This is a genomic window from Kitasatospora sp. NPDC002522 (assembly GCF_053595195.1).
The window spans coordinates 1-26,581 of sequence record NZ_JBSFXE010000003.1 but is presented as its reverse complement, the minus strand read 5'-3'; the positions used below and the strand labels follow the sequence as shown (position 1 = coordinate 26,581).

The 26,581-nt window shown below is 73.6% G+C and carries 22 protein-coding genes and 1 pseudogene; 13 read left to right on the top strand and 10 right to left on the bottom strand.

Annotated elements, in window-relative coordinates; translation table 11 throughout:
• Nucleotides 1-122: 122 nt before the first annotated feature.
• Nucleotides 123-1,022 (bottom strand): lysophospholipid acyltransferase family protein, encoded by a 900-nt coding sequence (locus tag ACWD4U_RS03055; protein WP_363453556.1) that lies wholly within the window; start codon nucleotides 1,020-1,022, stop codon nucleotides 123-125.
• Nucleotides 1,019-1,888, bottom strand: coding sequence for a GNAT family N-acetyltransferase (locus ACWD4U_RS03050; RefSeq protein WP_363453558.1), 870 nt, complete (start codon nucleotides 1,886-1,888; stop codon nucleotides 1,019-1,021). The genes ACWD4U_RS03055 and ACWD4U_RS03050 overlap by 4 nt, the downstream gene beginning before the upstream one ends.
• A gap of 332 nt (nucleotides 1,889-2,220) precedes the next feature.
• Between ACWD4U_RS03050 and mptB the strand changes: the two genes are divergently transcribed.
• A complete protein-coding gene (gene mptB / locus ACWD4U_RS03045) occupies nucleotides 2,221-3,639 on the top strand; it encodes a polyprenol phosphomannose-dependent alpha 1,6 mannosyltransferase MptB (protein ID WP_363453560.1) in 1,419 nt (472 codons plus the stop codon).
• On the top strand, nucleotides 3,633-4,892 hold the full coding sequence (locus ACWD4U_RS03040) for a glycosyltransferase 87 family protein (protein WP_363453562.1): 1,260 nt from the start codon (nucleotides 3,633-3,635) through the stop codon (nucleotides 4,890-4,892). Before mptB ends, ACWD4U_RS03040 begins: the two co-directional genes overlap by 7 nt.
• 83 nt (nucleotides 4,893-4,975) lie before the next feature.
• Here the strand turns inward: ACWD4U_RS03040 and ACWD4U_RS03035 are convergent, their stop codons facing one another.
• From ACWD4U_RS03035 to ACWD4U_RS03020, 4 genes are all read right to left on the bottom strand, one after another.
• Nucleotides 4,976-6,100, bottom strand: coding sequence for a glycerate kinase (locus tag ACWD4U_RS03035; RefSeq protein ID WP_363453564.1), 1,125 nt, complete (start codon nucleotides 6,098-6,100; stop codon nucleotides 4,976-4,978).
• A gap of 273 nt (nucleotides 6,101-6,373) precedes the next feature.
• A complete protein-coding gene (locus ACWD4U_RS03030) occupies nucleotides 6,374-7,231 on the bottom strand; it encodes a sugar phosphate isomerase/epimerase family protein (RefSeq protein ID WP_363453566.1) in 858 nt (285 codons plus the stop codon).
• Entirely contained in the window at nucleotides 7,228-8,376 is a 1,149-nt protein-coding gene (locus tag ACWD4U_RS03025) for a dihydrodipicolinate synthase family protein (RefSeq protein WP_363453568.1), read from the bottom strand. Before ACWD4U_RS03025 ends, ACWD4U_RS03030 begins: the two co-directional genes overlap by 4 nt.
• 149 nt (nucleotides 8,377-8,525) lie before the next feature.
• Nucleotides 8,526-9,677: a Gfo/Idh/MocA family protein gene (locus ACWD4U_RS03020; RefSeq protein WP_363453570.1), complete on the bottom strand. Its 1,152-nt coding sequence runs from the start codon at nucleotides 9,675-9,677 to the stop codon at nucleotides 8,526-8,528.
• Nucleotides 9,678-10,057: 380 nt separating this feature from the next.
• Between ACWD4U_RS03020 and ACWD4U_RS03015 the strand changes: the two genes are divergently transcribed.
• Entirely contained in the window at nucleotides 10,058-11,095 is a 1,038-nt protein-coding gene (locus ACWD4U_RS03015; RefSeq protein ID WP_363453572.1) for a LacI family DNA-binding transcriptional regulator, read from the top strand.
• 92 nt (nucleotides 11,096-11,187) lie between these two features.
• Here the strand turns inward: ACWD4U_RS03015 and ACWD4U_RS03010 are convergent, their stop codons facing one another.
• A complete protein-coding gene (locus tag ACWD4U_RS03010) occupies nucleotides 11,188-11,778 on the bottom strand; it encodes a MarR family winged helix-turn-helix transcriptional regulator (RefSeq protein WP_363453574.1) in 591 nt (196 codons plus the stop codon).
• Between the two features lie 356 nt (nucleotides 11,779-12,134).
• Here ACWD4U_RS03010 and ACWD4U_RS03005 point away from each other — a divergent pair, with 356 nt between their 5' ends.
• From ACWD4U_RS03005 to ACWD4U_RS02985, 5 genes are read left to right on the top strand one after another with little or no spacing between them, the layout of a single operon-like run.
• Nucleotides 12,135-13,205 (top strand): MFS transporter, encoded by a 1,071-nt coding sequence (locus tag ACWD4U_RS03005; RefSeq protein WP_449787085.1) that lies wholly within the window; start codon nucleotides 12,135-12,137, stop codon nucleotides 13,203-13,205.
• Nucleotides 13,202-15,502 (top strand): molybdopterin oxidoreductase family protein, encoded by a 2,301-nt coding sequence (locus ACWD4U_RS03000; protein ID WP_363453576.1) that lies wholly within the window; start codon nucleotides 13,202-13,204, stop codon nucleotides 15,500-15,502. Before ACWD4U_RS03005 ends, ACWD4U_RS03000 begins: the two co-directional genes overlap by 4 nt.
• A 6-nt stretch (nucleotides 15,503-15,508) precedes the next feature.
• Nucleotides 15,509-16,126, top strand: a complete 618-nt coding sequence (locus ACWD4U_RS02995; protein ID WP_363453578.1) for a 4Fe-4S dicluster domain-containing protein — start codon at nucleotides 15,509-15,511, stop codon at nucleotides 16,124-16,126.
• A complete protein-coding gene (locus ACWD4U_RS02990) occupies nucleotides 16,123-16,755 on the top strand; it encodes a QcrA and Rieske domain-containing protein (protein ID WP_363453580.1) in 633 nt (210 codons plus the stop codon). Before ACWD4U_RS02995 ends, ACWD4U_RS02990 begins: the two co-directional genes overlap by 4 nt.
• 43 nt (nucleotides 16,756-16,798) lie before the next feature.
• Nucleotides 16,799-17,167, top strand: a complete 369-nt coding sequence (locus tag ACWD4U_RS02985) for a hypothetical protein (RefSeq protein ID WP_363453582.1) — start codon at nucleotides 16,799-16,801, stop codon at nucleotides 17,165-17,167.
• A gap of 28 nt (nucleotides 17,168-17,195) precedes the next feature.
• On the opposite strand, the gene ACWD4U_RS02980 is transcribed toward ACWD4U_RS02985, so the two are convergent.
• On the bottom strand, nucleotides 17,196-17,564 hold the full coding sequence (locus ACWD4U_RS02980; RefSeq protein ID WP_363453584.1) for a hypothetical protein: 369 nt from the start codon (nucleotides 17,562-17,564) through the stop codon (nucleotides 17,196-17,198).
• A 219-nt stretch (nucleotides 17,565-17,783) separates the two neighbouring features.
• Between ACWD4U_RS02980 and ACWD4U_RS02975 the strand changes: the two genes are divergently transcribed.
• Genes ACWD4U_RS02975 through ACWD4U_RS02965 form a run of 3 tightly spaced genes read left to right on the top strand, consistent with a single transcriptional unit; the run spans nucleotide 17,784 to nucleotide 22,616 of the window.
• Nucleotides 17,784-18,185 carry an SHOCT domain-containing protein gene (locus ACWD4U_RS02975; protein ID WP_363453586.1) on the top strand — a complete coding sequence of 134 codons (402 nt, stop codon included), beginning with the start codon at nucleotides 17,784-17,786 and terminating at the stop codon, nucleotides 18,183-18,185.
• A 56-nt stretch (nucleotides 18,186-18,241) separates the two neighbouring features.
• A complete protein-coding gene (locus tag ACWD4U_RS02970) occupies nucleotides 18,242-20,269 on the top strand; it encodes a SpoIIE family protein phosphatase (protein WP_363453588.1) in 2,028 nt (675 codons plus the stop codon).
• 10 nt (nucleotides 20,270-20,279) lie between these two features.
• A complete protein-coding gene (locus ACWD4U_RS02965; protein ID WP_363453590.1) occupies nucleotides 20,280-22,616 on the top strand; it encodes an ATP-binding SpoIIE family protein phosphatase in 2,337 nt (778 codons plus the stop codon).
• Between the two features lie 84 nt (nucleotides 22,617-22,700).
• Here the strand turns inward: ACWD4U_RS02965 and ACWD4U_RS02960 are convergent, their stop codons facing one another.
• Nucleotides 22,701-23,705, bottom strand: a complete 1,005-nt coding sequence (locus ACWD4U_RS02960; RefSeq protein WP_363453592.1) for an aldo/keto reductase family protein — start codon at nucleotides 23,703-23,705, stop codon at nucleotides 22,701-22,703.
• A 159-nt stretch (nucleotides 23,706-23,864) separates the two neighbouring features.
• Here ACWD4U_RS02960 and ACWD4U_RS02955 point away from each other — a divergent pair, with 159 nt between their 5' ends.
• Together ACWD4U_RS02955 and ACWD4U_RS02950 are read left to right on the top strand one after the other, a co-directional pair.
• Complete coding sequence (locus ACWD4U_RS02955; protein ID WP_449787084.1) at nucleotides 23,865-25,109, top strand: ROK family transcriptional regulator; 1,245 nt, start codon at nucleotides 23,865-23,867, stop codon at nucleotides 25,107-25,109.
• 232 nt (nucleotides 25,110-25,341) lie between these two features.
• Complete coding sequence (locus tag ACWD4U_RS02950; RefSeq protein WP_363453593.1) at nucleotides 25,342-26,349, top strand: Acg family FMN-binding oxidoreductase; 1,008 nt, start codon at nucleotides 25,342-25,344, stop codon at nucleotides 26,347-26,349.
• 131 nt (nucleotides 26,350-26,480) lie between these two features.
• Here ACWD4U_RS02950 and ACWD4U_RS02945 read toward each other — a convergent pair.
• Nucleotides 26,481-26,581: pseudogene (locus tag ACWD4U_RS02945) on the bottom strand (electron transfer flavoprotein subunit alpha/FixB family protein); the annotation flags it as partial.

Below are 26,581 nucleotides of genomic sequence, written 5' to 3'. Positions count from 1 at the left end.
CGGACTGCGAGGAGCCGGACTGCGAGGAGCCGAGCCGATCCGAGCCGATCCCGGGCAACGAGAAGCCGATCCGGGCCGGGCCGGGGCGTACGGCGCGTGGGCGCGCTACGCCGCCGGCCCGGTCACTGACCGACGGGGGTGCGCACCGGGCTCTCCGACGGGTGGGCGGCCAGGGCGGCGCCGCCGCCGCAGGTCGCGCAGTCCGGGAAGCCGGGCACGTCGTCGGTGTACCGCTGACGGTCCACCACCCGCTGCGCGGCAGCCGCGAGCTGACGGCGCCCCGGGAAGAGCGCCGGCGGCAGCGAGGGCAGGAACTCGACCTCCGCGGCCAGGCCGCGCACCGACACCACCCGCCACAGCGAGGCCAGCAGGCCGTCCTCGCCGACGAAGGCCGGCGCGGTGCTCGCGCCGTCCGCGGTGCGGTACCGCAGGGTCAGCGGCTGCACGGGCACGTCCGCGCGGACCGCCGCCTCGAACAGCGCCGGCCGGAACCGGCCGCCGCCGCGGCCGCACCAGGTGCTGCCCTCCGGGAAGACCACCACCCGCTCGCCGCGGCGCAGCGCCACCGCGATCTCCTCGACCGTCTCCGGCAGCGCCCGCAGCCGGTCCCGGTCGATGAAGATGGTGCCGCCCCAGGAGGTCAGCGGGCCGAGCACCGGCCACCGGCCGACCTCGGTCTTCGCCAGCATCCGGCCCGGCCGCACTGCGGCGACCAGCAGAATGTCCAGCCACGAGATGTGGTTGGAGACCAGCAGCGAACCGCCGACCTGCTTGCCCGGCACGGCGATCGGCCGGACGCTTACCCCGAGCGAGGACAGCAGCAGCCGCGACCACACCCGCACCAGCCGCTCCGCCGGCAGCCAGGCCAGCGCCTTCACCAGCGGAACGGCCACCACGCCGGCGAACAGCACCGAGACGCACCCGGCCAGCCGCAGCACCCGCCGCGGCACCGCCACCTGCGGGCCGCTCACCGTCACACAGTCGCCGGGCGTGCACGGCGCGGTCGGCAGCCAGACGCTCATGCCGCCGTCGCCGTCCCGCCCGAAGTGCCGCCGTCCACCGCCGAGTTGCCGATGATCGAGGCCAGCGGGACCTCCGCCGCCGCGGCCAGGAAGTGCCGCAGGTAACGCGGGTCGGTGCGCTCCAGCGAGAGCAGCACGTACATGTCGGCCACGTTGAAGTCCGGGTCGTACGCCGGCTCGCCGCACACCCAGGCACCCAGGCGCAGGTAGCCGCGCAGCAGCGCCGGCAGCGGCGTACGGCCCTGGCGGGCCACGTCCTCCGCCGCCCAGCGGTTCAGCGGCGCCACCCGGTACTCCTGCGGCGCGAGGTGCTTGGCGGACACCGCGTCCCACACCGCGGCGGCCGTCGCGCCGCCGTCCGCCAGCGGCACCGAGCAGCAGCCCGCCAGCCAGGCGTTCCCGGTCGCCGTCATGTAGCGGGCGATACCGCCCCACATCAGGTTGATCACCGCGCCGTTGCCGCGGTGCGCCTCGGCGATGCACGACCGGCCTACCTCCACCAGGCCGTCCCGCAGCCCGGCCAGCCGGGTCAGGTCGAACTCGGTGTCCGAGTACAGCCGGCCCGCGCGGCGCGCCTGCTCCGGACGCAGCAGCCGGTACGTGCCGACCACCTCGCCGCCGTCCTGCTCACGCACCAGCAGGTGGTCGCAGAACTCGTCGAACGGGTCGGCGTCCAGCCCCGCCAGAGGCGAGTCCAGCACCGCGCCCATCTCGTTGGCGAACACCTGGTAGCGCAGCCGCTGCGCGTCCCGGACGTCCTGCTCGCTCTGCGCGAACGAGACCCGGTAGCCCGGCTGTCGGTCGGCGCGGTCGTGGGCCGCGGACGGCTGGGCGGGCAGCTTCCGGCGGGCGGGGGCGGTGGTCATGGCGGACACTCCGGATCTTGGGGCGCGAAGGGGTTGAGGCGTCAGACGGCACGGGACGACACGCAACGACACGAGCCGGAACGCACCGGTCCACCGGTCGGGAGGCACCGAGTGCTTACGGCATCCGTATGTCTCCCCTGTGCGCCTGGCCCCCAGGTGGACGGACGACGGAGCCGAGATGTGCACATGCTGAATGACAGGTACGGCCACCGGAGTTGGCCCAGCAGACCGCCCAGGCAGCAGACCTGCCGACCGATCCGGTCGCCCGCCGGTCACCCGCCGGATGCGGGTTCTTCTTCTCCGGGCCACACGCTTCTGTCAGCGTTCCCCGCATGCCGAACACGGGCGCGAACGCCTACCCGAGCCGGTACCGGTGGCTCGGACTCACGGGCTCTTTCGCCCTCGCTTGCGGCGGCCTCACCGCCGGTGCGCTCCCAGCCGCCGTCACCGGCCCCACCCTGCGCGCCTCCGGCGGCGCGGGCACCACCCTCGCCTTCGCCGGACTCGCCGTCCTCACCGTCGCCTGGCTCCGCCTCGGCCGACCCGCCGACGGCCAACTCCCGCCCGGCACCCGCTGGATGCTCGTCACCCTGGCCTGGTGGGCCGCCCCGCTGCTCGCCATCCCGCCGCTGTTCAGCCGCGACGTCTACAGCTACCTCGCCCAAGGCGCCATGCTGGCCGGCGGACTCGACGTCTACACCGACGGCCCCGCCGTCCTCGGCGGCGCCACCGCCGTCCAGATACCCGGCGTCTGGCAACACACCCCCACCCCGTACGGGCCCGTCTTCCTGCTGCTCGCCCGGGCCGCCGCCCCGGTCGCCGCCCACCCGTACGCCGGAACCCTGCTGCTGCGCCTCGCCGCCGTGCTCGCCGTCGCCGCCCTCGCCGGGCTGCTCGTCGCCCTCGCCCGGCACTTCGGCACCGACCCGGCCTCCGCGCTGCGCCTCGGCGCGCTCAACCCGCTGGTGCTGCTGCACCTGATCGCCGGCGCCCACAACGACGCCCTGCTGCTCGCCCTGCTGGCCGGCGGCCTGCTCGCCGCCGTCCACCGCCGGACGCTGATCGCCGCCGCCCTGGTCACCCTCGCCGCCCTGGTCAAGGCGCCCGCGGCCCTCGCCCTCCCGGTGGTCTGGTGGCTCGGTGCCGGCACCCCGACCGGCCACCGCCCGCGGGCCGCCCAACTGCTGCGCACCGCAGGCCCGGTGGCCCTCGCCGCCGCCGCGACCACGATCGCCGCCACCGCCGCGGCCGGCACCGGCTACGGCTGGCTCGCCGCACTCACCACCCCGGCCACCACCAGCAGCTGGTCGCTGACCACCAGCCTCGGCCGGACCCTTTCCGCGCTCTCCGGCACCGCCCCCGACCCGCTGGTCGCCGCCATGCGCCTGCTCGGCCTGGCGGCCGCCGTCGCGATCACCGCCCTGGCCTGCTGGCTGGTGGCCCGCCGCGGCCTCGAACCGGTCGCAGCCCTCGCCCTCGCCCTCGCTGCGCTGGTCGCCCTCGGACCCGCCTTCCGCCCCTGGTACGCACTGTGGAGCATCGCCCTGATCGCCGCCGCCGTCCGCATTCCCGCCGTCCGCCGCATCGCAGGATTCGTCTGCGCCGCGCTGGCGTTCACCGTCATGCCGGACGGATTCACCCCTGACGCCCCCGAGTTGGTGCTCGCCATCGGCGGCGTCGCGGCCGGCTACTCGTTCATCGTGCTGGCGGAGCGTCAGATCACCGTCGAGGAACGGCAACTGGCGTGCTGAGGCACGGCAGCACCGCCGCCCGGATCGCGGTCCTCACCCTCGCGGTAGTCACCACCACCGTCATCCTCGCCGCCATCCCCGGCCACCGCGGCTGGTTCGACGTCGGCGTCTACTACGGCACCGTCCACCACTGGATGGACACCGGCGCCATCTACGACTACGTCCGCCCCGGCACCGCCTACGGCTTCACCTACCCGCCGTTCGCCGCCTTCTGCATGGTGCCCATGCAACTCCTCGGCTGGCACCCGGCGATCGCCGTCAGCGTCGTCCTCGGCTCCGTCGCCACCGGCCTGCTGCTCTACTGGCTGGTCGACCCGATCGCCCGCCGCCAGGGCTGGTGCCGCTGGTACGCCTTCGGCCTGGCCGCGTGCCTGTGCGCCCTCACCAACCCGGTCCGCGACACCTTCAGCTTCGGACAGGTCAACCTGCTGCTGGTCGCCCTGGTCTTCGCCGACCGCCAACTCGCCACCAGCCGCTGGGCGTACCTCACCGGCGTCGGCACCGGACTGGCCGCCGCGTTCAAGCTCACACCCGCGCTGTTCATCGTCCACCTGGTGATCACCCGGCAGTGGCGCGCCGCCGCCACCGCCACCGCGGTCGCCGTCGGCGCCACCGGGCTCGGCCACCTCGCCGCCCCCGAAGCCTCCCGGCAGTTCTGGAGCATCACCCTCTGGGACACCGACCGGGTCGGCGCCTTCGCCTACATCTCCAACCAGTCCCTGCAAGGCGTGATCGCCCGCCTCGGCCCCGAACTCCCCGGCCGCATCCTGTGGGTGGCCACCTCGCTGCTGGTCCTCGCCATCTGGGCGTACCGCCTGCACCGCGCCACCCGGGCCGGCGACACCGTCGCCGCCTACAGCCTCACCGGCCTCGCCTGCTGCCTGGTCAGCCCCATCACCTGGGTACACCACCTGGTCTGGGCGCTGCCCGCCTTCGTCGTCCTCGCCGACGCCGCCCTGCGCCGCCACCACCGCGGCCTGCTGGCCACCGCCTGGCTGCTCCAACTCGTCATCTGCAGCGGCCTGGTGTGGCTCTGGCGAGCCGACAGCAGCGGCCCCGGCGCGTTCTTCGGCGGCAGCGCCTACGTCCTGGTCACGATCGGCCTGCTGGTCGGCATGCCGATCCGCCGCCGCACCGAGGAACCGCCCGTCTCCGAGGACACCGGCATCCTCCGCAGCCGCCTGATCGTCCCCCGATCCGCCGCCGACCACCGCCCCGTCCGCACCAGCGAAAGCCCCGCCACCGTCGGCTGACGGAGCGGGGCAGGGCGGGCAGGGCAGTAGGACGCTGCGGGGGCTGTCGGCCGGGAGTGTGATCACCCCGTGGGGCGGTTCGGTCAGGACGGGGTCCGGGCCGGGTTTCCGTACCGGCTCGAGGGTGCGGCCTCGGCGAGCTGCGCGCCCGCGCGGTGCAGCCAGCGGGCCGGGTCGCTGCGGGCCTCGGCGGACGAACCGGCGAGCGCCGTCAGGGTGAGTACCCCGGCGACGTCGGACTCGCCCGCCACCACGGCCGTCCGCACCCCGGCCGCCTCGGCCATGCCCAGCACCTCGCCCACGGCCTTGCCCTGCAGGCTGGTCGCATCGAACCGGCCCTCGCCGGTGATCAGCAGGTCGGCCGCGGCCAAGGCCGCCGGCAGGTCGAGCAGCCCGGCGACGGCAGCCGCCCCGGGCTCCACCACCGCACCCCACGCGGCCAGCAGCCCGTAACCCGTCCCCCCGGCCGCGCCCGCACCCGGCGTCTCCGGGTCACCCCCCAGCAGCTCCGCCAGCCGCGTCAACCGCTGCTCCAGGAGCGGTAGTTCACGCTCACCCGCCCCCTTCTGCGGACCGTACACCGCCGCCGCACCGCGCGGACCGAGCAGCGGATTCGTGACATCGGTGAGCAGCACCACCCCGCCCGACGGGGTGGCCCGCAGTCCGTCGGTGTCGAAGACCCGTGCAACAGACAGGGCCTGGTCCAACTCTGAGGGTTCGTCAGCCAAGGTCATCCCGCCGGCGTCCAGCAGCCGGGCGCCGAGCGCGGCGAGGATGCCGTACCCGCCATCCGTGGACGCCGAGCCGCCCAGCCCGATCACCAGCCGGGTCGCACCGGCGTCCAACGCCGCGGCGATGGTCTCCCCGGTGCCCCGGGTGGTCGCGGCCAGCGGCAGCAACTCACCACCCAGCAACGGCAATCCGCTCGCCACCGAAAGCTCCACCACCGCCGTCCCGTCCGGCAGCAGGGCGAACCGCCCCGGCACCGGACTCCCGTCCGGTCCGGTGACCGCGGGCACCTCGACCGTCACCGCCTCCGGGTGAGCGGAGACGATCGCCGCCAGCGTCCCCTCGCCACCGTCGGCCATCGGCCGGCACACCACCTGGTCGTCCGGCCGCACCGAACGCCAACCGTCGGCCAACGCAGCCGCCGCATCGGCCGCGTCGATCGTGCCCTTGAACGAATCCGGCGCCACGACGACCCGCATCTGCCCACCTTCGCCTCTCTCGCCCCGAACCGGAGCCCGCCCACCATTGTCGACACCCACCCGCCACCGGCCCGCCCACCGGCCCGTCCACCGGCCCGTCTACCGGCCCGGCCTGGCCTGGCCTGGCCTGATCCAGCCCGTCCTGGACGTCCTGACGATCACCCGCGGGACCCGGCCGCAGCCGGCGAGGGCGCAGGACCTTGGAGTGTCCGCGGAGAGCCTGTCCCGTCCCGCCCCGCCCGGCCTTCCCGCCCCGGCTGCGGCCCTGGGGCGCTACCTCCGGACGATGTGCGCCCGGTGCCGTTCCTTCAACGTGGCCAGCGTCTGCTCGCCCGGCGTGTTCCACACCGGCTCGTTGAACAGCTCGACCTCGATCCAGCCGCGGTAGCCCGCCTCCGCCACCCGGTCGGTGAGCCAGCCGAAGTCGATGTGCCCGTCGCCGACGTGACCGCGACCCAGCAACGCATCGGCAGGCAGGGGCAACGTCCAGTCGCAGACCTGGTACGCCGCGATCCGCCCACCGGCGCCCGCACGTGCCACCTGCTGCGCCAACTGCGGGTCCCACCACACGTGGTAGCTGTCCACCACCACACCCACCTGCGCGGACGGGTGCGGTTCGGCGAGATCCAGCGCCTGGCCGAGGGTGGAGACCACCGCCCGGTCCGCGCAGAACATCGGGTGCAGCGGCTCGATCGCCAACCTGACCCCGAAGTCGCCGGCATGCGGCGCGAGTTCGGCGATCATGTCGGCCACCTGCCGGCGCGCGCCGATCAGGTCCCGGCTGCCCATCGGCAGGCCGCCCACCACCAACACCAGCGTGTCGGTGCCCAGTTCGGCAGCCTCCTCGATCGCCGAGAGGTTGTCCGCCAACGCCGCCTGACGGCTCGCGGCATCCCCCGCGGTCAGGAACCCGCCCCGGCACAGGCTGCTGACCGCCAACCCCGCATCCCGGCACAACCTGGCCGCCCGGGCCAGACCCGCCTCGGCGACCTTGTCCCGCCACAGCCCGATCGCCGGAATCCCGGCCTCCACACAGCCGCGCACCGCCTCCTCCAGACTCCACCCCTTGGTGGTGATCTGGTTCAACGACAGGCGCTCACACCCCTCGGCGACCTTCACGAGCCCACTCACGCCCGCACCCCCGCCACCGCCAGGAAGCTCCGCATCCGGCCCGCGGCCAGCTCCGGATCGGTCAACACCCCGGCCGCGTCCGCCAGTCGGAACAACTCCACCAGGTGGCTCACCGACCGCCCGCTCTGCGCGCCCGCCACCATCGTGAAGTGCTCCTGGAACCCGCACAGCCACGCCAGGAAGACGATCCCGGTCTTGTAGTGGAAGGTCGGCGCCGCGAACAGGTGCCGGGCCAGCGGCACCGTCGGCGCGAACAGCGCGTCGTAGCGCGCCAGATCACCCTCGTCGAGCGCCCGCAAGGCTGCCGCCGCCACGCCCGCGATCGGATCGAAGACACCCAACAGGGCGTCGCTGTAGCCGAGTTCGTCACCCCGGATCAGCTCCGGGTAGTGGAAGTCGTCACCCGTGTACAGCCGTACCCCCTCCGGCAGCCGGCGCCGCAGCGCGACCTCGCGGTCCGCGTCCAGCAGCGACACCTTGATCCCGTCGATCCGCCCCGGGTGGCTGCGGATCAGCTCCAGCACCGTCTCAGTCGCCGCGTCCAGATCACCCGAACCCCAGTAACCCGCCAGCGCCGGATCGAACATCTCGCCCAACCAGTGCAGAATCACCGGCCGTCCGGACTGCCCGACCAGCTTCCCGTACGCCGCCAGATACTCCTCCGGACCGCTCGCCGAGGCCGCCAGCGCCCGACTCGCCATCAGGATCGGCTGCGCACCCGCCGCCTCCACCACCGCGAGCTGCTCCTCGTACGCGGCGATCACCTGCGCCAACGAGACGTCCGAGGAAGCGAGTTGGTCGGTCCCGACGCCGCAGGCCAGGCGTCCGCCGACGGCTTGCGCCTCGGCACCGGAACGGGTGATCAGCTCCCGCGTGGCCGCCCAGTCCAGGCCCATCCCGCGCTGCGCGGTGTCCATCGCGTCCGCCACCCCGAGACCCAGCGACCACAGCCGGTGGCGAAAGGCGAGCGTGGCGTCCCAGTCCACGGCGGCCGGCGCCCCCGGCGCGTTGCCGCCGAGCGGATCGGCCACCACGTGGGCGGCGGCGTACACCACCCGCGAGGTGGAGCGCCCTGCCGAGACCGTGACCGGCTCGGGATCGCGCAGCTGGTACCGGCCGATGCCGGGCAGATCGAGATGCGTCATGGTGTCAGACCTTGCAGTCGAGGAGGTGGGGAGGGGTGGGAGCGGGGGAGTGGGCGACGACCGAGCCGGGGCCATCGCCGGTGGCTGCCGCTTGGCATCGGGCACCGGGTGCCGCGAGGCGCGAGGCGGGACCCCGGGGGCTCAGAGGCTCAGAGGCTGAGGTCGGGCACGGCCAGGCGGCGGCCCTCGCGGGCGGAGCGCAGACCCAGCTCGGCGAGCTGAACGCCCTTCGCGCCCTCCAGCAGGTCCCACTCGTACGGAGCGCCGCTCACCACGTGACGCAGGAACAGCTCCCACTGCACCTTGAACCCGTTGTCGAACTCCCCGTTGTCCGGGACCTGCTGCCACTGCTCACGGAACCGCTCGGTGGCCGGCAGGTCGGGGTTCCAGACCGGCTTGGGGGTGGTGGCCCGGTGCTGGATCCGGCAGTTGCGCAGGCCGGCGACCGCGCTGCCCTCGGTGCCGTCGACCTGGAACTCCACCAGCTCGTCACGGTCCACCCGCACCGCCCACGACGAGTTGACCTGGGCGACGATCCCGCCCTCCAGCTCGAACACGCCGTACGCCGCGTCGTCCGCGGTCGCCGGGTACGGGCGGCCCTGCTCGTCCACCCGCTGCGGAATGTGGGTGACCGCCTGCGCGTACACCGAGCGGACCGGCGCGATGATCCCGTCCAGCACGTAACGCCAGTGCGGGAACATGTCGAGGATCATCCCGCCGCCGTCCTCGGCCCGGTAGTTCCAGGACGGGCGCTGGGCGCTCTGCCAGTCGCCCTCGAACACCCAGTAGCCGAACTCGCCGCGCACGGAGAGGATCCGGCCGAAGAAGCCGCTGTCGACCAGCCGCTTCAGCTTCAACAGGCCGGGCAGGAACAGCTTGTCCTGCACCGCGCCGTTGCACACCCCGGCCTCCCGGGCCAGTCGCGCCAGCTCCAGGGCCGCGTCGAGGGACTCGGCGGTCGGCTTCTCGGTGTAGATGTGCTTCCCGGCGGCGATCGCCGCCTTGATGGCGCCCTCCCGGGCCTGGGTGACCTGCGCGTCGAAGTAGATCTCGGCGAGCGGGTGGGCCAGCGCCTCGTCGAGCGAGGTGGTCCAGTGGGTGAGCCCGTGACGGTCCGCCAGCTCCTGGAGCTTGGCGGCACTACGGCCGACCAGGATCGGCTCGGGCCACAGCACCTCGCCGTCGCCGAGCGGCAGGCCGCCCTGCTCGCGGATGGCCAGGATCGAGCGCACCAGGTGCTGGCGGTAGCCCATCCGGCCGGTGACGCCGTTCATGACGATGCCGATGACCCTGCGGGACATGGGTGGGTCCTTCTTTCTGGTCGGGGGAGGTGGGAGGTGGGAGGTGGGAGGTGGGAGGTGGGAGGTCGGACTTGGAGACTGGAGACTGGATGCACGAGGTGCGGTCCCCGCGGGGGGCGGGAAAGCGCTTGCCGCACGGACCCGGGGAGGCCTTGGGAAAGCGCTTGCCGCCGTCGCGGTAGTGCGGCTCGAGGTGGTGTGGCGAAGCCAAGTGGCGACTGACGGAAAACGCTTTCTACTTACTTGGCGGCGAGCCTGCGGAAAGCGCTTTCCATGCGCCGAGGCTAGGCCCCCGGATCGCGCCGGTCAAGGGCGGACGGCCGAGCGGTAACCTGTTCCCTCGATCATCCGCGAGCAGTGCGACGGAACGAGGAGATTCGGTGGCTGTCACTCTCGGCGATGTGGCGCGGCACGCGGGCGTCTCGCTCGCCACCGCCTCGCGGGCCCTGAACGGTTCCGCGCGGTCGGTGACGGAGGAGCTCTCCGCGAAGGTCCGGGCCAGCGCCGATGTGCTGGGCTACCTGCCGAACGCCCCGGCGCAGGCGCTGGCGCGCTCGACCGGTGCGACGGTCGGGGTGCTGCTGCACGACGTGGCGGACCCGTACTTCGGTGCGATCGCCCGGGGCGTCGGCGACGCGGCGGCCCGGGAGGGGCTGCTGTCGATGGTGACCAGCACCGACGGTGATCCGCAGCGCGAGCTGCAGGCGATCCGGATGCTGCACGCCCAGCGGGTGCGGGCCATCATCCTGGCCGGCTCGGCGTACAACGAGGCGTCGGTGGTGCGGCAGTTGGACGACGCGCTGTCGGCGTACCAGGAGCAGGGCGGCCGGGTGACCGCGATCTCCGACCACGGCCCCTGGTACGACACGGTGGACGTCGAGAACCGCGGGGGTGCGGCCTCGCTGACCCGGGAGCTGGCGAGGCTCGGCCACCGCCGGTTCGCGGTGATCACCGGTCCGGAGCGGATGCGGGTCGCCGAGGACCGGCTGGCCGGAGTGCTCGACGGGCTCGCCGACTTCGACCTGACGCTGCCTGAAACGTCGTTGCAGCGCACCGAGTTCACCCGGGAGGGCGGCCGGGCCGCAATGGCCAGGATCCTGGACGTCACCCGGGCGAGTGGCGCTCCGCGCCCGACCGCCGTCATCGCACTGTCCGACATCTGTGCCGCGGGCGTCCTGGCCGAGCTCCGCGAACGGTCGATCTCCGTCCCCGGTGAGATCTCGGTGGCGGGGTTCGACGACATCCCGCTGGCCACCGACCTGGCGCCCGCGCTGAGCACCGTCCGCCTCCCGCTCGGCAGGATGGGCGCCGACGCGGTCCGGCTGGCCCTCGCCGCCCCGTCCCGGGAGCCGGATCGGGTCCATGCCTTCGCCGAGGTGGTCCTGCGCGCCAGCACCGCGGCGCCGGCGGAGGACTGACGGTCCGCCCGATCGCGCACGAGCGGGGGCCGGCGGGAGCGCGAGGGCCGTGGCCGGGGACCGCCCGCCGGGGACCGTGGGCTGAGGGGGCGTCAGGCGTCGTCCGCGCCGGAGCTCCGTCGGCTCTGCGTGCTCCCGTTCAGGTACTGCTCCAGCCGTTGCTGGTTGTCGACCAGTCGTAGGCACAAGTGCCGGAACTGGGCGAGTTCCTCGGGCGTGAAGCCGCGGAAGACGGCGTCCATGGCGCGCCGGGTGGGTTCGCGGAAGGAGTCGAGCCAGTCGCGGCCGGCGGGGGTGATCCGGGCGCGGACGGAGCGGCGGTCCTGCGGGTCCTGGGCGCGCTGCACCAGGCCGTCGCGTTCCAGGGTGTCGACCAGGCCGGTGACGTTGCGGGAGCTGACGCCGGCGCCGCGGGCGAGGTCGCCGATGCTCAGGCCGTCCTGGTCGGCGTTGCCGAGCCGGGCGAGCACGTCGAGCGCTCCGGCACTGAGGCCGCGCCCGCCGGCGCCGTGGGTGCGCAGCTTGTCGATGGCCTGGGAGGCGGAGCGGACCGCGGCGGCCGCTTCCAGAGCGAGGGTGTTGTCGTCGAGGGCGAACGCGGTCATCGAGGCGCGCACGCCGGAGTCGTAGAGCAGGCCGGCGTGGTCCTCGGCCAGGGCTGAGTTATGTACGTCCTTCATCATGAAGTCCTACTCTAATTGTGGTGCGTGCTCGGCGCCAGGGATTCGGACCGGTCCGATTGATCGTCAGGTGGCGTTCCCTGCATACCGATCGGTGCTTCGAGAGCGAGAGAGAACGAGGGAGAACGAGGGAGAACGAGGGGGCGCGAGGGAGTGCGAGGGAGAGCGAGGCGCCCCGGCGTTCACCCGTTCACCCGTTCGCTGCAGCGACGCGCCGCTGACGGCTCATCCGGCGGGCGCGGCGCGGCGGTGATCGTTACGTTCCGGGCTGAGGAGGTGTCAGGTCGGCCGCGTCCGCGGCTCCGGGCCCTCGGGGCACCGGGCACCCTCGGGTTGCTGGGCAATCGAGCGGCAGGAGAATGCGCGTGGCCGGGACGCCGCCGCCCCGCGAGGGCAGACCGCCGGAGTGGCGGGCATCGGTGGTGGCCGCTGCCGCGAGTGTGCTGCTCATGGTGGCGATCGTGTTGGGGAGTCGGGGCCTGCGGGACTTCGACTCGGCGCTGGTGCCGTACGCGGTGGCCAGCATCTTCCTGACCTTCGGGGTGGTGTACCGCTACGTGGTGTGGGTGTCCGCCCCTGCCGCGCGGCGGTTGTTCACGCAGGGGTGGAAGGCGGCGCTGTCCTGGCAGAACCTGAAGCGTTCGCCGACCGCGCTGCCCAGGATGATCGCGACCTACCTCGGCTTCCAGAAGTTCCTCGGGGCGCGCTCGCACGCCCGCTGGGCCGCTCACCAACTCATCTTCTGGGGCTGCCTGTTGGCGGCCGCGATCACCTTCCCGCTGACCTGGGGCTGGTTCACCTTCACCTCCTCCAGCGCGACCGGGCCGGGCTACGAGATGCGGCTGTGGGGGTTCAAGCTGTTCGGCTTCGACTCCGGCAGCTTCCTCGGCTGGGCGCTGTACCACGGCCTGGACCTGGCGGCGGTGATGGTGATCGGCGGCGCCGGGTACTTCCTGTGGCGGCGCATGCGGGACCGGGCGGCCACCACCGGGCAGCGCTTCGGCTACGACTTCGTGCCGCTGCTGGCGCTGATCACCATCTCGGTGACCGGCCTCCTGCTGACCTTCTCCGAGATGGTGCTGCACGGCGGCGGCTACGAGTTCCTGGCGATCCTGCACATGGCCGCGGTGGTGCTCACCCTGGTCTTCCTGCCGTTCGGCAAGTTCTTCCACATCGTGCAGCGGCCCGCCGCGGTCGGCATGCAGCTGTTCAAGTACACGGCCAGGCGCCGCGGTTCGGACGCCGAGGAGCTGCTGGCCTGCCGGCGGTGCGGCCGGCCGATCGACACCGTCGCCGCGGTGGAGAACCTCCAGGCCACCATGCGTGACCTGGACCTCGGCTTCGACGCGTGGGCCGAGTACTGCCCGCGCTGCAAGCGGGTGCTGCGCGGCACCGCGTACCTGTCGAACGTCAACCGGGGGTTCAAGTGAGCGCCGAGTACGTCCCGTTGGGCCCGAGCATCGCCCCGCTCGGGACGCGCAACTTCCGCGACGCGGGCGGCCTGCCCGCCGCGGCCTGGCGCGCGGACCAGACCGAGCAGACGCTCGTCCCCACGCACTGCTGCTTCTGCGGGGTGCAGTGCGGGATGTACCTGCGGGTGGACGGGCGCGGCAAGGTGTTCGGGGTGGAGCCGCGCAACCACGACATCAACCGGATGCGCCTGTGCCCCAAGGGGATCAATGCCTACCAGCAGGTCAACCACCCGGACCGGCTGACCGCGCCGCTGCTCCGCCGGCACCGCAACGAGCAGTTCCGTGAGGCGAGTTGGGAGGAGGCGCTGGACCACACGGTCGCGCAGATCGAGCGGATCCAGCGGGAGTACGGGCGCGACGCGTTCGGGATGCTCGGCGGGGCCAGCCTGTTCTCCGAGAAGACGTACCTGGTCGGCAAGTTCGCCCGGGTGGCGCTGAAGACCCGGCACGTGGACTACAACGGCCGGCTGTGCATGGTGAGCGCCGCCGGGGCGAACAAGCTGGCGTTCGGCATCGACCGGGCGGCCAACCCGTTCTCCGACATCCTGCAGACCGACTGCCTGCTGATCGCCGGGTCGAACGTCGGCGAGTGCTTCCCGGTGATGACCCAGTACGTCTGGGGCGCCCGCGACCGGGGCGCCAAGCTGATCGTGGTGGACCCGAGGGAGACCGCGATCGCCCGCACCGCCGACGTCCACGTCGCGCTCAAGTCCGGTACCGACGCGGCGTTCTTCAACGCGGTGCTGCACGTGATCGTCGAGGAGGGCCTGACCGACGAGGAGTTCCTCGCCGCCAACGCCACCGGCTGGGAGGAGCTCAAGCGCACCGTCAAGGCCTACCCGCCGATCCGGGCGGCCGAGATCTGCGGCATCCCCGCCGAGCAAGTCGTCGAGGTGGCACGGATGTTCGGCCGGTCCCCGCGGGCGATGGCCTGGCACGCGCGCGGCATCGAACACCACACCCAGGGCGTCGAGAACTGCCTGACGGTGATCAACCTGTGCAGCGCGACCGGCAACCTGGGCCGCCCCGGCGCCGGTTACGGCACCATCACCGGCCAGGGCAACGGCCAGGGCGGCCGCGAACACGGCCAGAAGTCCGACCTGCTGCCCGGCGGACGCTCCATCAACGACCCCGCGCACCGCCGGCAGATCGCCGCGATCTGGGGCATCGACGAGGACGAACTCCCGCCCGCCGGCACCTCGATGATGGAGATGGTCTGGCAGATGCAGCGCGGCGAGATCCGCGGCCTGCTCGGCGTCTGCAACAACCCCTTCGTCTCGCTGCCCAACTACGCGGTGGTGAAGGACGGTTACGACACCCTGGAGTTCCACGGCCAGTTCGACTTCTTCCTCTCCGAGACCGCCGCCAACGCGCACGTGGTCTTCCCGGTGACCACCTGGGCCGAGGACGAGGGCGTGATGGCCAACGCCGAGGCCCGGGTGGTCAAGCACAACAAGGCGCAGGAGCCGCCCGCCGGGGTGCGCACGGACACCTGGGTGCTGTGCGAACTCGCCCGCCGGCTCGGCGTGGGAAGCAAGTTCGCCTTCGAGGGCTCCCGCGACGTCTTCGACGAGCTGCGCCGCGCCTCGGCCGGCACGGTGATCGACTACTACGGCATCACGTACGAGCGGCTGGAGCGGACCGGTGGGATCGCCTGGCCCTGCCCGGGCCTCGAACACCCGGGCACGCCAAGGCTGTTCGAGGACGGCAGGACGTACCACGCGGACGGAAAGATCCACCTGCAGGCGGTGGAGTGGCACCCGCCGGCCGACCCGTACAGCGACGAGTTCCCGATGACGCTGACCACCGGGCGCACCGTGGCGCACTTCCTGTCCGGAAACCAGACGCGGCGGCTCGGTGCGCTGGTCGAGCAGACGCCGCGGCCGTGGGTGGAGGTGCACCCCTCGCACGGGTTCCGGACCGGCGATCCGGTGCGGGTGACGACGCGGCGCGGGAGCGAGGTGCTGCCGGCGCTGGTCACCGAGGCGATCCGGCCGGACCACGTCTTCGTGCCGTACCACTGGCCGTACCCGGTGGCGGCCAACGCGCTGACCATCGACGCGCTCGACCCGCGCTCCAAGATCCCCGAGTACAAGGTGTGCGCGGTGCGGATCGAGCGCGGCGAGGCGGTCGATCCGGTGCCCGCGCCGCCGACCCCGCCGGGCCGCGAGGCGTACCCGGAGGCCCAGGTGTCGCGGAGCGACCCGCTGCCGCCGACCTCGCCGCAGGGCCGCGGCACCGCGGAGAGGGGCTGAGCGCCGATGCTCGGACGGACCATCTTCATCGACCCGGGCCGCTGCATCGGCTGCCAGGCGTGCGTGTCGGCGTGCCGCGAGTGCGACTCGCACCGCGGCAAGTCGATGATCCACCTCGACTACCCGGACGAGGGCCACTCGGTGGCGTCGCTGCCCACCGTCTGCATGCACTGCGAGGACCCGGTCGCCCCGTGCGCCGAGGTCTGCCCCGCCGAGGCGATCCTGATCACCGCGGACGGCGTGGTCCAGGAGGCCGACCCGACGCGCTGCATCGGCTGCGCGAACTGCGTCAACGCCTGCCCGTTCGGGGTGCCGAAGATCGACCTCGAGGCGAAGCTGCAGATGAAGTGCAACCTCTGCTACGACCGCACCTCCTACGGCCTGGCGCCGATGTGCGCCACGGTCTGCCCGACCGGTGCGCTGTTCTACGGCACGGTGGAGGAACTCCAGGCCGAGCGGCCCGGGGTGGACGTCTCCGCGATGTTCGCCTTCGGCGACACGACGATCTCCACCGGGGTGGCCATGGTGGTGCCCGCCGAGCGCCGGGACCCCGTCCCCGGCGGGATGTTGAGCCTGATCGAGGTCAACGGGCGCCCCACGCCCGGGAACGGAGCGGCGGCGTGAGCACTCCCGTCAACTCCTTCGAGCCGGACGGCCCGGAGGACCGGCGGGCGGCCGAGCAGGCCGCCCTGCGGGACCGGATCAGCGCGGACTCGCTGACCACCCGCCGCGACTACCTGCGGATCGTCGCCACCGTCTCCGGCGGCCTGGTGGTCGGCTCCACGGTGGTCTCCGCCGGTGTGCTGCACCGCCACGGAGACGGCGGGGCAACGCCGTTGAAGGTCGCCGACCGGCTCGGCCACGGCGAGGCCGTGAGCTTCGACTACCCAGGCGAGGACGACCGGGCGATGGCGATCCGGCTGTCCGACGGCACCCTGGTCGGCTACTCCTCGGTCTGCACCCACCTGGCCTGCGGGGTGCTCTGGCGGCGCGACCAAGGCGCCGACGGCGACCTCTACTGCCCATGCCATGAAGGGATGTTCGACGCCCGGACCGGCGACGTGACGGGCGGCCCGCCGCCCCGTCCGCTGCCGAAGGTGGTGATGGTGGAGGACGCCGAGGGTGCGGTGTGGGCGATCGGCACCGCACGCTCGGGCGAGGACGAACAGGCCGGCGTGTGCCGTGAGTTGAAGGGCCGCAACCCCGTGCTCGCCGAGGCGGCCGGGTGCGCGGACCGTAAGAGCGCTAAGTGAGAACGGACATGACGCGGCGTCAGGTGCAGTGCGGAGGTGTGCGATGAGCGTCCCCGAGGGCCACTTCCCGGAGGACTACCACCCGGGCAGCGACGAGCCGAGGCTCAACCGGCCGGTCCACGACCGGTATCCGCAGATCCGGGCGACCAGCGGCTACGCCGACCCGCGGGTCACCGCGACCGGCCCCGGCCCCGGCGCGGGCACCGACCAGCAGCCCGAGCGCTCGGCGATCCTCACCGCCCGGGTGGTGCTGGCCGTGACGATCGTGATCGGGCAGCTCTGGGCGCTGACCGTCGCGACCAACGCGTGGATGCGCGGCGAGGTGGCGACCGCCTGGTGGTGCACCGCGTTCAGCGCCGCGTCGTTCCTGGTGGTGCTGCTCGCCTGGCGGATCTCGCCGCGCGACCGCTGACCCTCCGGAAGCGCCGAGCCGGTGCCCGTCAGCCCTCCGGGAGGGGGGACGGGCGCTGCACCAGGACCGCGCCGAGCAGCAGGCCGACGGCGATCGCCGCCGCCAGCCGGCGCTCCGCCGCGCCGATCGACAGGCGGCCCGCCGCCGCGTCCAGCGCCCAGGGCTTCAGCGCCGCGACCTTGTCCAGCCGGGCGACGTCCGGGAAGGCCCTTACCGCGACCGTCCTGGCGGCGTCGCCGAGCGTCACCGTCAGCGCCGCGCCGTCCGGGACCAGCACCATCGAGCAGCGGCCGCCGTAGCCCGCCGCGACCGTGCCCACCGCGTGCGCCAGCTCCGTCGCGCCCTCGCCGCTGGCCGACAGCAGCATCCTGGTCAGCCGGTCCAGCAGGGCGGTCAACCGCTCGACCGTCACCCCGTCCGCGGGCCCGCGGTCCGCCGCCGCCGGCCCGCGGCCGCCTCGTCCGCCACGCCTCCGCCGTCCACCCGCGCCTCCCTCGTTGCTGACAGCCGGTCACATCCTGGCCCGGACCGGTGCACGCGAGCGGGAGGCGCACTGCGGATGCGGTGTCGGAAATGTGGTGATACGACTCGAATCACTTGTGGAAGGGAGCCCTCGATGGACGACTACCCGCTGCTCAACCTGTTCTGGACGATGCTCTGGCTGTTCCTGTGGATCCTCTGGTTCTTCCTGCTGTTCAAGGTGATCACCGACATCTTCCGCAGCCACGACATGGGCGGCTGGGGCAAGGCCGGCTGGACGATCTTCGTGATCCTGCTCCCGTACATCGGCGTGCTGGCATACCTGATCGCCCGCGGCAAGTCGATGGGGGAGCGTGACCGGGCTCTCGCGATGCAGGCGGAAAGCGATTTCCAGGACTACGTCCGGAAGGCCGCCGGGACCGAGCAGAAGGGCGCGGCCGGGCACGTCGACGACCTCGCCCGGCTCGCCGACCTGAAGAGCAGCGGTGCCATCTCCGAGGAGGAGTTCCAGAAGGCCAAGGAGAAGCTGCTCGCCTGAGCAGACCGCTTCCGCGTCGACCCCGCCGAGAGGCGGGCGGGAGGAGGACCACCGGGGTGGCGGAACCACAGCTGACACCCGAGGTGTTCGATCGGGCCATCGTGGCGATAGCACTGACCGTCGGCCCGGACCACCGGATGGTCTACTACAACGACGCGTTCCGCGAACTCTTCGGCAACCGCCAGCTCGGCGCCCCCGCCCGTGAGGTGTTCACGGAGCCGGGCGCCGAGCACTTCCTCGCCACCCTGGACGCCGTCCGCGCCGACGGCAGCGCCCGCCGGGTCACCGCCCACCGCACCCTGGACTGCCGGCAGAGCGGGCCCGCCCACCGCCACTTCGTGTACTCCGCCTCGCCCGCCGCGACGCCGACCGGCGGCCCCGGCACGCTGATCGCGGCCATCGACACCACCGCCGAACTGCACTCCGCGCTGGAGGCCGAGCGCCTCTCCGCGGAACGCCTGCAGGCCCTGCAGCGCTACGAGGCGCTGGTCGCCGCCGCCTCCGAGATGGTCTGGCTGGCCCGCGCCGACGGCTCGACCAGCGAACTGATGCCCGGCTGGGAGGAACTCACCGGCCAGCCCTTCCCGGACGCCGCAGGCACCGGCTGGCTGGACGTCGTCCACCCGCAGGACCGCTCCGAGGTCGCCGCCCGCTGGGCCGCCGCCATCGCGACACCCGAACCGTTCGAGTACACCTTCCGGGTGCGCAGCGCCCAGGGCGGCTACCGGCACATCCGCTCCCGCGCCTACCCGATCGTCCGGGACGGCAAGAGCGCCGAGTGGATCGGCACCACCTCCGACGTCGAGGACCACTGGCGCAACCGGCTGCGCGAACGCCTGCTGGCCCGGGCAGGCGCCGTCACCGAGGCCGAACGCGCCGAGGACGCCTTCACCGCCCTCGCCGCCACCGTCGTCCCCGAACTCACCGACGTCTGCGCGGTCTACCTGCTGCCCGGACCCGACGCCGCCGGCGACGCCGTCACCGCCACCCGGATCGCCTCCGTCGCCCGGCCCGGACTGCCGCCGCTGCCGCCGCTGCGCCGACAGACCTTCACGCTGGGGCGGCAGGGACGGCGAGCCGTCGCCACCCGGACCCCGATCCTGCTCTCCCTGCCCGAGGGCAAGCCCGTCGGTGGCGCCGTCCCGGAGATCTCGGCCCGCTGGCTGGAATCCGCCGGCGCCACCAGCCTGACCCTGCTGCCGATCGTCGTCGACGGCGCCGTGGTCGCCCTGTGCGCGACCGCCACCTGCGAGGGCGGCCCGCCGCCCGGGCCCGCCGACATCGACCTCCAGCACGAAGTCCTGCAACGTGCCCAGGCCCCGCTGCGCCAGGCCCTCGCCCTGCAGCGCGCCCGGCACGCCGCCGTCGTCCTGCAGCGGGCCATGCTCACCACCCCGCCGGAGGTCGGGGGCGCCGCCGTCGCCGCCCGCTACCAGCCCGGCAGCCGCAACGCCGAGGTCGGCGGCGACTGGTACGACGCCTTCACGCTGCCCGACGGCTCGCTCGCCATGACCATCGGCGACGTCGCGGGACACGACCTGGCCGCCGCCACCACCATGGGCCAGCTGCGCGCGATGCTGCGCTCCATCGCCTACACCCGCACCCACGTGCACACCGCCGCCGACACCCTGCGCGAACTCGACACCGCCGCCGAAGGACTCGGCGTCGGCACCTTCGCCACCGCCATCCACGCCCGGCTGATCCGGCGCGGCGCCGACGGCGGCTGGGACCTGGAGTGGGCGAACGCCGGCCACCCGCCGCCGGTCCTGGTCCCCGTCGACGGGCCGCCCGTCCTGCTCACCGACGACGACGCCGACGTGCCGCTCTGCGTCGACCCGGTGCGCTCCCGGCTGACCCACCGTCACCCGATCAGACCCGGCGAGACCCTGCTGTTCTACACCGACGGCCTGGTGGAGGTCCCCGGCGAGCACCTCAACGACGGCATCGCCCGGCTGTGCGCCGCCGCTGCCGCCGAACGCCACCGCCCGCTCGGCGAACTCTGCGACCACCTGATCGGACGGGTCGCCGACGTCCGCGACGACATCGCACTGATCGGCTTCCGCCCCGACCCCGGTGGCGGGTAGGGGAGTCGACGTGGCGGCGGAGGAGCACGCGGAGAGCGGCGAGGCGGCGGGCGACCAGGCGGAGCGGGGCCGGGCGGAGCGGGAACGGCGGAAGGGTGAGCGGCGGATGGACGGCGGCGACGGCGGGCGGGCGCGGGTGCCCGACAGCGAGGAGATCGACCACGCGCTGATCGAGGCGCTGTTCGCGCAGGCACCGCAGGGCCTCTACCTGCTCGACCGCGACCTGCGGGTGCTCCGCTACAACAGCGCCGCGCGCGGCGTCCGCGGCGTGCCCTCCAGCAAGATCGTCGGCCACCGGGCGGGCGACTTCGCTCCGGGTTACGACCGCACCGAGCTGCACGCCCTCGCCCGGCAGGTCATGCAGGACGGCGGCTACGTCCGCGACCACCTGGTCCGCGGCCCGATGCCCGAGGACCCGAGCCGCGAGATGGTCGGCGCGTTCTCCTTCTTCCGGATCCGGACCAGCACCGGCCAGCCGTACCTGGTCGCCTCCGTCGAGGACGTGACCGAGCGCCAGGCCGCCCTCGACCGGCTCGACATCCTGCACGCCGCGCACCGCCAACTCGGCGCCTCGCTCGACGCCATCGGCTCCGCCCAGGAACTCGCCGACGTCGCCGTGCCCCGCCTCGCCGACTCCGCCACCCTCGACCTGCTCGACGAGCCGCTGCGCGGCCTCCCGCTGCGCTCCGGCCCGATCGACCCCGGCGCGCCGCTGCGCCGCGCCGCCTACCGGGCCGTCCGCGGAAGCGCGCTCACCGGCCCCTGGCAGGGCCCCATCCCGCACGGCTCGCTGTCCACCTACGGCGCGCCCACCCCCTACAGCCAGGTGCTAGAGGACGGCCGGCCCCGGCTGATCCGGCGGCTCACCGGCTCCGAACCGTGGCTCGCCTCCGACCCCGAACGGGGCCGCCGGCTGACGGCGCTCGGCGTGCACTCGATGATCGTCGCACCGCTGGTGGTACACGACGCCGTCCTCGGCATCCTGGCGCTCTACCGGTACCGGCGGATCGCCGCGTTCGACCAGGAGGACCTCGAACTCGCCGCCGAACTCGCCTCCCGCGGCGCACTCTCAATCGACAAGGCCCGCAGCTACGCCCGCGAACGCTCCATCGCCACCACCCTGCAACGCCAACTCCTGCCCCGGGAACCGGCCGACCTCAGCGCCGTGCAGACCGCGCACGTCTACCTGCCAGGCCTGGTCGGACCCGGCGGCGACTGGTACGACGTCATCCCGCTGTCCGCCACGCGGGTCGGCCTCGCCCTCGGCTCGGTCACCGGCACCGGTATCGAGGCCGCCGCCGTCATGGGCCAAATCCGCACCGCGCTGCGGACCCTGGCGGTCCAGGACCTGACGCCCGACGAACTGCTGGTGCGGCTCGACGACGCCGCCCGGGTCCTCGTCGAGGAGCAGCGCGAGAGCCTGCAGCCCGGGGCCGACCAGCTGCCCGACGGCCTCGCCTCCTGCCTCTACCTGATCTACGACCCGATCAGCCGGACCTGCACCGCCGCCTCGGCCGGCCACCCCGGGCCGATCGTGGTCGGGCCCGACGGCGCGGCGCTCGCCTTCGACGTCGAACCCGGGCTGCCGCTCGGCTGCGGGGACGGCTGCTACGAGACCACCGTCAGGGAGTTGGAGGAGGGCAGCCTGCTCGGGATGTACACCCGCGGGCTGCTCGCCGGGGCGAAGCCATCCAAGGGTACGGAGCCCGGTACCGAGGTCGAGCTTGCGGGCGTCGGCGAGGTGCTCCCCGCGGAACGCTCGGGCCCCGGCGTGTACTTCGCGGGCGGGGCGCCGCCCGCGGCCGGATCCGCCGTCCTGGAACGGGTGTTGGCCCGGCCCGGTGACGACCTGCACGAGATGTGCGACCAGGCCGTGTACGCGCTGCTGCCCGAACGGCACCGCGAGGACGCCGTGTTGCTGTTGGCGCGCACCCGGGCCCTGCCCGAGGACCAGGTCGCGGTGTGGACCCTGCCGGACGACCCCGCGGTGGTGCGCACCGCCCGCCGGCTCGCCGAACACCAGGTCGCGGCTTGGGGTTTGGAGGCACTCGAATTCTCCACCGACCTGATCGTCAGTGAACTCGTCACCAACGCGATCCGGTACGGCAAGGCGCCGATCCGGCTGCGGCTGATCCACGACCGGGGGCTGATCTGCGAGGTGTCCGACAGTTCCGACAGCACCCCGCACCTGCGCCGCGCCAAGAGCACCGACGAGGGCGGGCGCGGACTGTTCATCGTCGGCCAGTTGGCGCAGCGCTGGGGCACCAGGTTCGCCCGCCACGGCAAGACCATCTGGGCACACCAGGAGGAGCCGGTCTTCAAGCCGTCCGAACCCGACACGAGTTGAGGACGCGGCGGGCGGAAACTCGACGGCCGCGCGGCATCCGCGAGGATGACAGCCCGGCCGTCGCGACGGCCCCGAGGAGCAGCGTCAGGGACGCACCTTCGGGGAGTTCTCCGCGGTCTTGCCCGGGTCGAACTCGGCCACCGGGGACAGGACTTCGTCCATCCGGGCGAGCAGCGCCGGCTCCAGCTTCACACCCGCCGCCTTGACGTTCTCGGCGACCTGCTCGGGACGCGAGGCGCCGATGATCGCCATCGACACGTTCGGGTTCTGCAGCACCCAGGCCACCGCGAGCTGCGCCAGGGACAGGCCCGCCTCGTCCGCCAGCGGGCGCAGCAGCTGCACCCGCTCCAGCACCTCCGGGCGCATCCAGCGCGACACGAAGGTCGCGCCGCCCTTGGTGTCGGTGGCCCGCGAACCGGCCGGCGGCTCCGCGCCCGGCAGGTACTTGCCGGTCAGCACGCCCTGCGCGATCGGCGACCACACCACCTGGCCGATGCCGAGCTCCTCGGAGACCGGCACCACCTCGGCCTCGATGACCCGCCACAGCGCGCTGTACTGGGGCTGGTTGGAGACGAACGGGATGCGCAGCTCGCGGGCCAGCGTGTGGCCCGCGCGGATCTGCTCGGCCGTCCACTCGGACACGCCGATGTACAGCGCCTTCCCGGAGCGGACCACGTCGGCGAACGCCTCCATGGTCTCCTCCAGCGGAGTCGACGGGTCGAAGCGGTGCGCCTGGTAGACGTCCACGTAGTCGGTCTGCAGCCGCCGCAGCGAACCGTCGATCGACTCCATGATGTGCTTGCGGCCCAGGCCGCGGTCGTTGCGGCCCGGGCCGGTCGGCCAGAACACCTTGGTGAAGATCTCCAGGCCCTCGCGGCGCTCGCCCTTCAGTGCCCGGCCCATCACCGCCTCGGCACGGGTCTCCGCGTAGACGTCGGCGGTGTCGAAGGTGGTGATGCCCGCGTCCAGCGCGGCCCGGATGCACGCCGTCGCGGTCTCCTCCTCGACCTGCGAGCCGTGGGTGAGCCAGTTGCCGTACGCGATCTCACTGACGATCAGGCCGCTGCGGCCCAAGTGGCGGAAGTCCATGATCTGTACGTTACGCCAGACGAGGGCGCACGGCCGATAGCATCGCGGGGACGTGCCGTGGCGGCGGGTGCCAGCCCCGCCGGGGCCGGACCGAAGTCGTGGACGCGGTGGCGCGCCGGTACAGGGGCGGGCGGGGCTGCCGCACCGAGGAGGAGCACCGTGAACGACCCGCTCGAGCCGCCCGCCGCAGCCCCGGCGCCCGCCGCGGTCCACCCGCCGGGCACCGGTGTCGAGCCCGCCCGGTGGAACCGGCAGCGGCTGCGCAGCAACAACGAGTGGCTGCTGCTGGAGCGGCTGCGCACCGCCGGGCCCGCCTCGCGGGCCCAACTCGCCCGGGACACCGGCCTGTCCAAGCCCACCGTGTCGGCCGCGCTGGCCTCGCTCGAACAGGCCGGGCTGGCCCGCGAGGCCGGCACCGTCGCCCCCGAACGCGGCCGCACCGCCGTCCTGTACCGGGCCGACCCGACGGCCGGGTACGTCCTCGGCATCGACGTCGGCCGGGCCCGCCTGCGGGTCGCCGTCGCGGACCTGGCCGGCACCGTCGTGGCGCGCCGCAACGTCGCCAACCGCGGACGCACCGGCACCGCCGTCGCCACCGCCCTGGTGGCCACCGCGCGCGAGGCCGTCGCCGAGGCCGGACTCGGCGACGGCGACGTGGTCCGCGCGGTGATCGGCAGCCCCGGCGTGTGGGACGAACGGCGGCGGATCATCCGCCACGCCGCGCACCTGCCCGGCTGGGCGAAGCCCGGCCTGCTGGACGGGATCGTGGAGGGCCTGGGCACCGAGGTCGCCGTCGGCAACGACGCCAACCTGGCCGCCCTCGGCGAGTACACCTTCGGTGCGGGCGCCGGCGCCTCGGTCTTCGCCTACCTGCTGGTCGGCACCGGCCTGGGCGTCGGCGTGGTGCGCGGCGGGGAGCTGCTGACCGGAGCGCACGGCGCGGCCGGGGAGATCGGCATGCTGAAACTTCCCTGGGGCAGCGCTGAAGTGACGGATGGTCAGGTCTCCCTGGAGGAGGTGGTGGCGGCCGACTCGGTGGTGCGGACCGCGCAGCAGCTCGGCATGGCCGGCCCGCTCACCGCCGCCCGGGTCTTCGCCGCGGCCCGCGGCGGCGACCCGACGGCGCTCCGCGCGGTCGAGCTGTCGGCCGAGCAACTCGCCTTCGCCGTCGCGGTGGTGGCCACCGTGATCGACCCCGAGGTGGTGGTGATCGGCGGCGGCCTCGGCCGCAGCGCGGACCTGCTGCTGCCGCCGCTGGACGAGGCGCTGCGCCGCAGCTGCGCGCTGCGGCCGCGACTGGTCGCCAGCGCACTGGGCGAGGACGCGGTGCTGCTCGGCGCGGTGGCGACCGCGCTGGACACCGCCCGGCTCGCGGTCTTCGAACGCCGCACCGCCGCCGGATAGCGGGGCCGGTGGTCGCCCGGGTGGGGTCTTTGGGCCCTACCGGCGGCGCGGCCCGCGGGCGGAGGCTCAAGGCAACGGACTGGACGGTGATCGGACGGCCGGCGGGCAGTCGGACGGCGGGCAGTCGAACCGGGCGGCCGGTCGGCGGCGAGGGACGGCGATCGGTCGCCGTAGACGGTGATCCGTGACGGTCCGTGGCGATCGATGGCGATCCGGCGAGGAGTGATCCGCGATGACCGAGACTGTGCGTGAGCCGGTGCAGTGGGGCGATGACCGTGAAGCCGGCGACGATCGCGAAGCGGCGTTGGGGGCCGACGAGTTGCTCCTGCTGGTGGAGGCGGCCGGGTTGGCGCCCTCGCTGCACAACAGCCAGCCGTGGCGGTTCCGGCCGCTGCCGGACGGCCCTGGCGTGCTGGTGTACGCGGACCGGGACCGGGCGGTGCCACTGGCCGACCCGGACGGGCGGGCGCTGATGGTGTCGGTCGGTGCCGCGCTGTTCAACCTGCGGGTCGCGGCCGCCCGGCTCGGCCGGCCTGTATGGGAGTCGCGGCTGATGCCGGGCGGCGGACCGGTCGCCGAGGTGCGGTTCGGCGAGCGCGGCGAGCCGTACGGCATCGGGGAGTTGGCGGCGGCGATCGGGCAACGGCACTCCAGCCGTGAGCCGTTCGCGAACCGCGACGTGCCGGAGGCGGTGATCGCGGAGCTGATCGCGGCGGCCGAGGCGGAGGGTGCCACGCTGGAGGCGCTGGAGGAAGCCGGGGCCCGCCGGGTGCTGGCGCTGACCGCCGAGGCCGAGGCGCGGATCGCCGCGGACGCCGCCCGCCGGGCCGAGACGGGGAGTTGGCTGCGCGGCGAGAGTGCCGCCGACGGCATCCCGGCCGCCGCACTCGGACCGCAGGACCACGAAGCCCACGTCCCGATGCGGGACTTCACCGGCCGCGGCCCCGTCCAGGCCCGGCGCTTCGAAGCCCTCCCGCAGGTGCTGACCGTCACCACCCACGGCGACACCGCCGCGGACTGGCTGCGCGCCGGCCAGGCCATGGAACGCGTCTGGCTGCTCGCCACCGCGCGCGGCCTGCGGCTCTCGGTCCTGCACCAGGCCGTCGAACTCCCCGACACCCGTTGGCGCCTGCGCGACCCCGAACACGGCGTCGGCACCGTCCAGCTGGTCCTGCGCATCGGCTACGGCCCGCCGGGCACCGCCACCCCGCGCCGCCCCGTCACCGACCTGCTCGGCTAACAGGCGAGCCGACCGGCCGGAGCGCCGGCGGTCGGTCGTGGCCTCCGGACGGCAGCGGGTGACACGAAAGAGTGAAGGCGGGCGCGACCCGAGGGTCGCGCCCGCCTTCACGCGGTGCGGGTGACGGTCCGTCAGCCGGCCTTGACCTCGCCGGTGAGCTGGGGGAGGACGGTGAACAGGTCGCCGACGACGCCGTAGTCGACCAGGTCGAAGATCGGGGCCTCGGGGTCCT

Coding starts and splice junctions, on each gene's coding strand:
- ACWD4U_RS03055 (WP_363453556.1), bottom strand. CDS start 1,022: ATGAGCGTCTGGCTGCCGACCGCGCCGTGCACGCCCGGCGACTGTGTG.
- ACWD4U_RS03050 (WP_363453558.1), bottom strand. CDS start 1,888: ATGACCACCGCCCCCGCCCGCCGGAAGCTGCCCGCCCAGCCGTCCGCG.
- mptB (WP_363453560.1), top strand. CDS start 2,221: ATGCCGAACACGGGCGCGAACGCCTACCCGAGCCGGTACCGGTGGCTC.
- ACWD4U_RS03035 (WP_363453564.1), bottom strand. CDS start 6,100: ATGCGGGTCGTCGTGGCGCCGGATTCGTTCAAGGGCACGATCGACGCG.
- ACWD4U_RS03025 (WP_363453568.1), bottom strand. CDS start 8,376: ATGACGCATCTCGATCTGCCCGGCATCGGCCGGTACCAGCTGCGCGAT.
- ACWD4U_RS03020 (WP_363453570.1), bottom strand. CDS start 9,677: ATGTCCCGCAGGGTCATCGGCATCGTCATGAACGGCGTCACCGGCCGG.
- ACWD4U_RS03010 (WP_363453574.1), bottom strand. CDS start 11,778: ATGATGAAGGACGTACATAACTCAGCCCTGGCCGAGGACCACGCCGGC.
- ACWD4U_RS03005 (WP_449787085.1), top strand. CDS start 12,135: ATGCGCGTGGCCGGGACGCCGCCGCCCCGCGAGGGCAGACCGCCGGAG.
- ACWD4U_RS02995 (WP_363453578.1), top strand. CDS start 15,509: ATGCTCGGACGGACCATCTTCATCGACCCGGGCCGCTGCATCGGCTGC.
- ACWD4U_RS02985 (WP_363453582.1), top strand. CDS start 16,799: ATGAGCGTCCCCGAGGGCCACTTCCCGGAGGACTACCACCCGGGCAGC.
- ACWD4U_RS02975 (WP_363453586.1), top strand. CDS start 17,784: ATGGACGACTACCCGCTGCTCAACCTGTTCTGGACGATGCTCTGGCTG.
- ACWD4U_RS02960 (WP_363453592.1), bottom strand. CDS start 23,705: ATGGACTTCCGCCACTTGGGCCGCAGCGGCCTGATCGTCAGTGAGATC.
- ACWD4U_RS02950 (WP_363453593.1), top strand. CDS start 25,342: ATGACCGAGACTGTGCGTGAGCCGGTGCAGTGGGGCGATGACCGTGAA.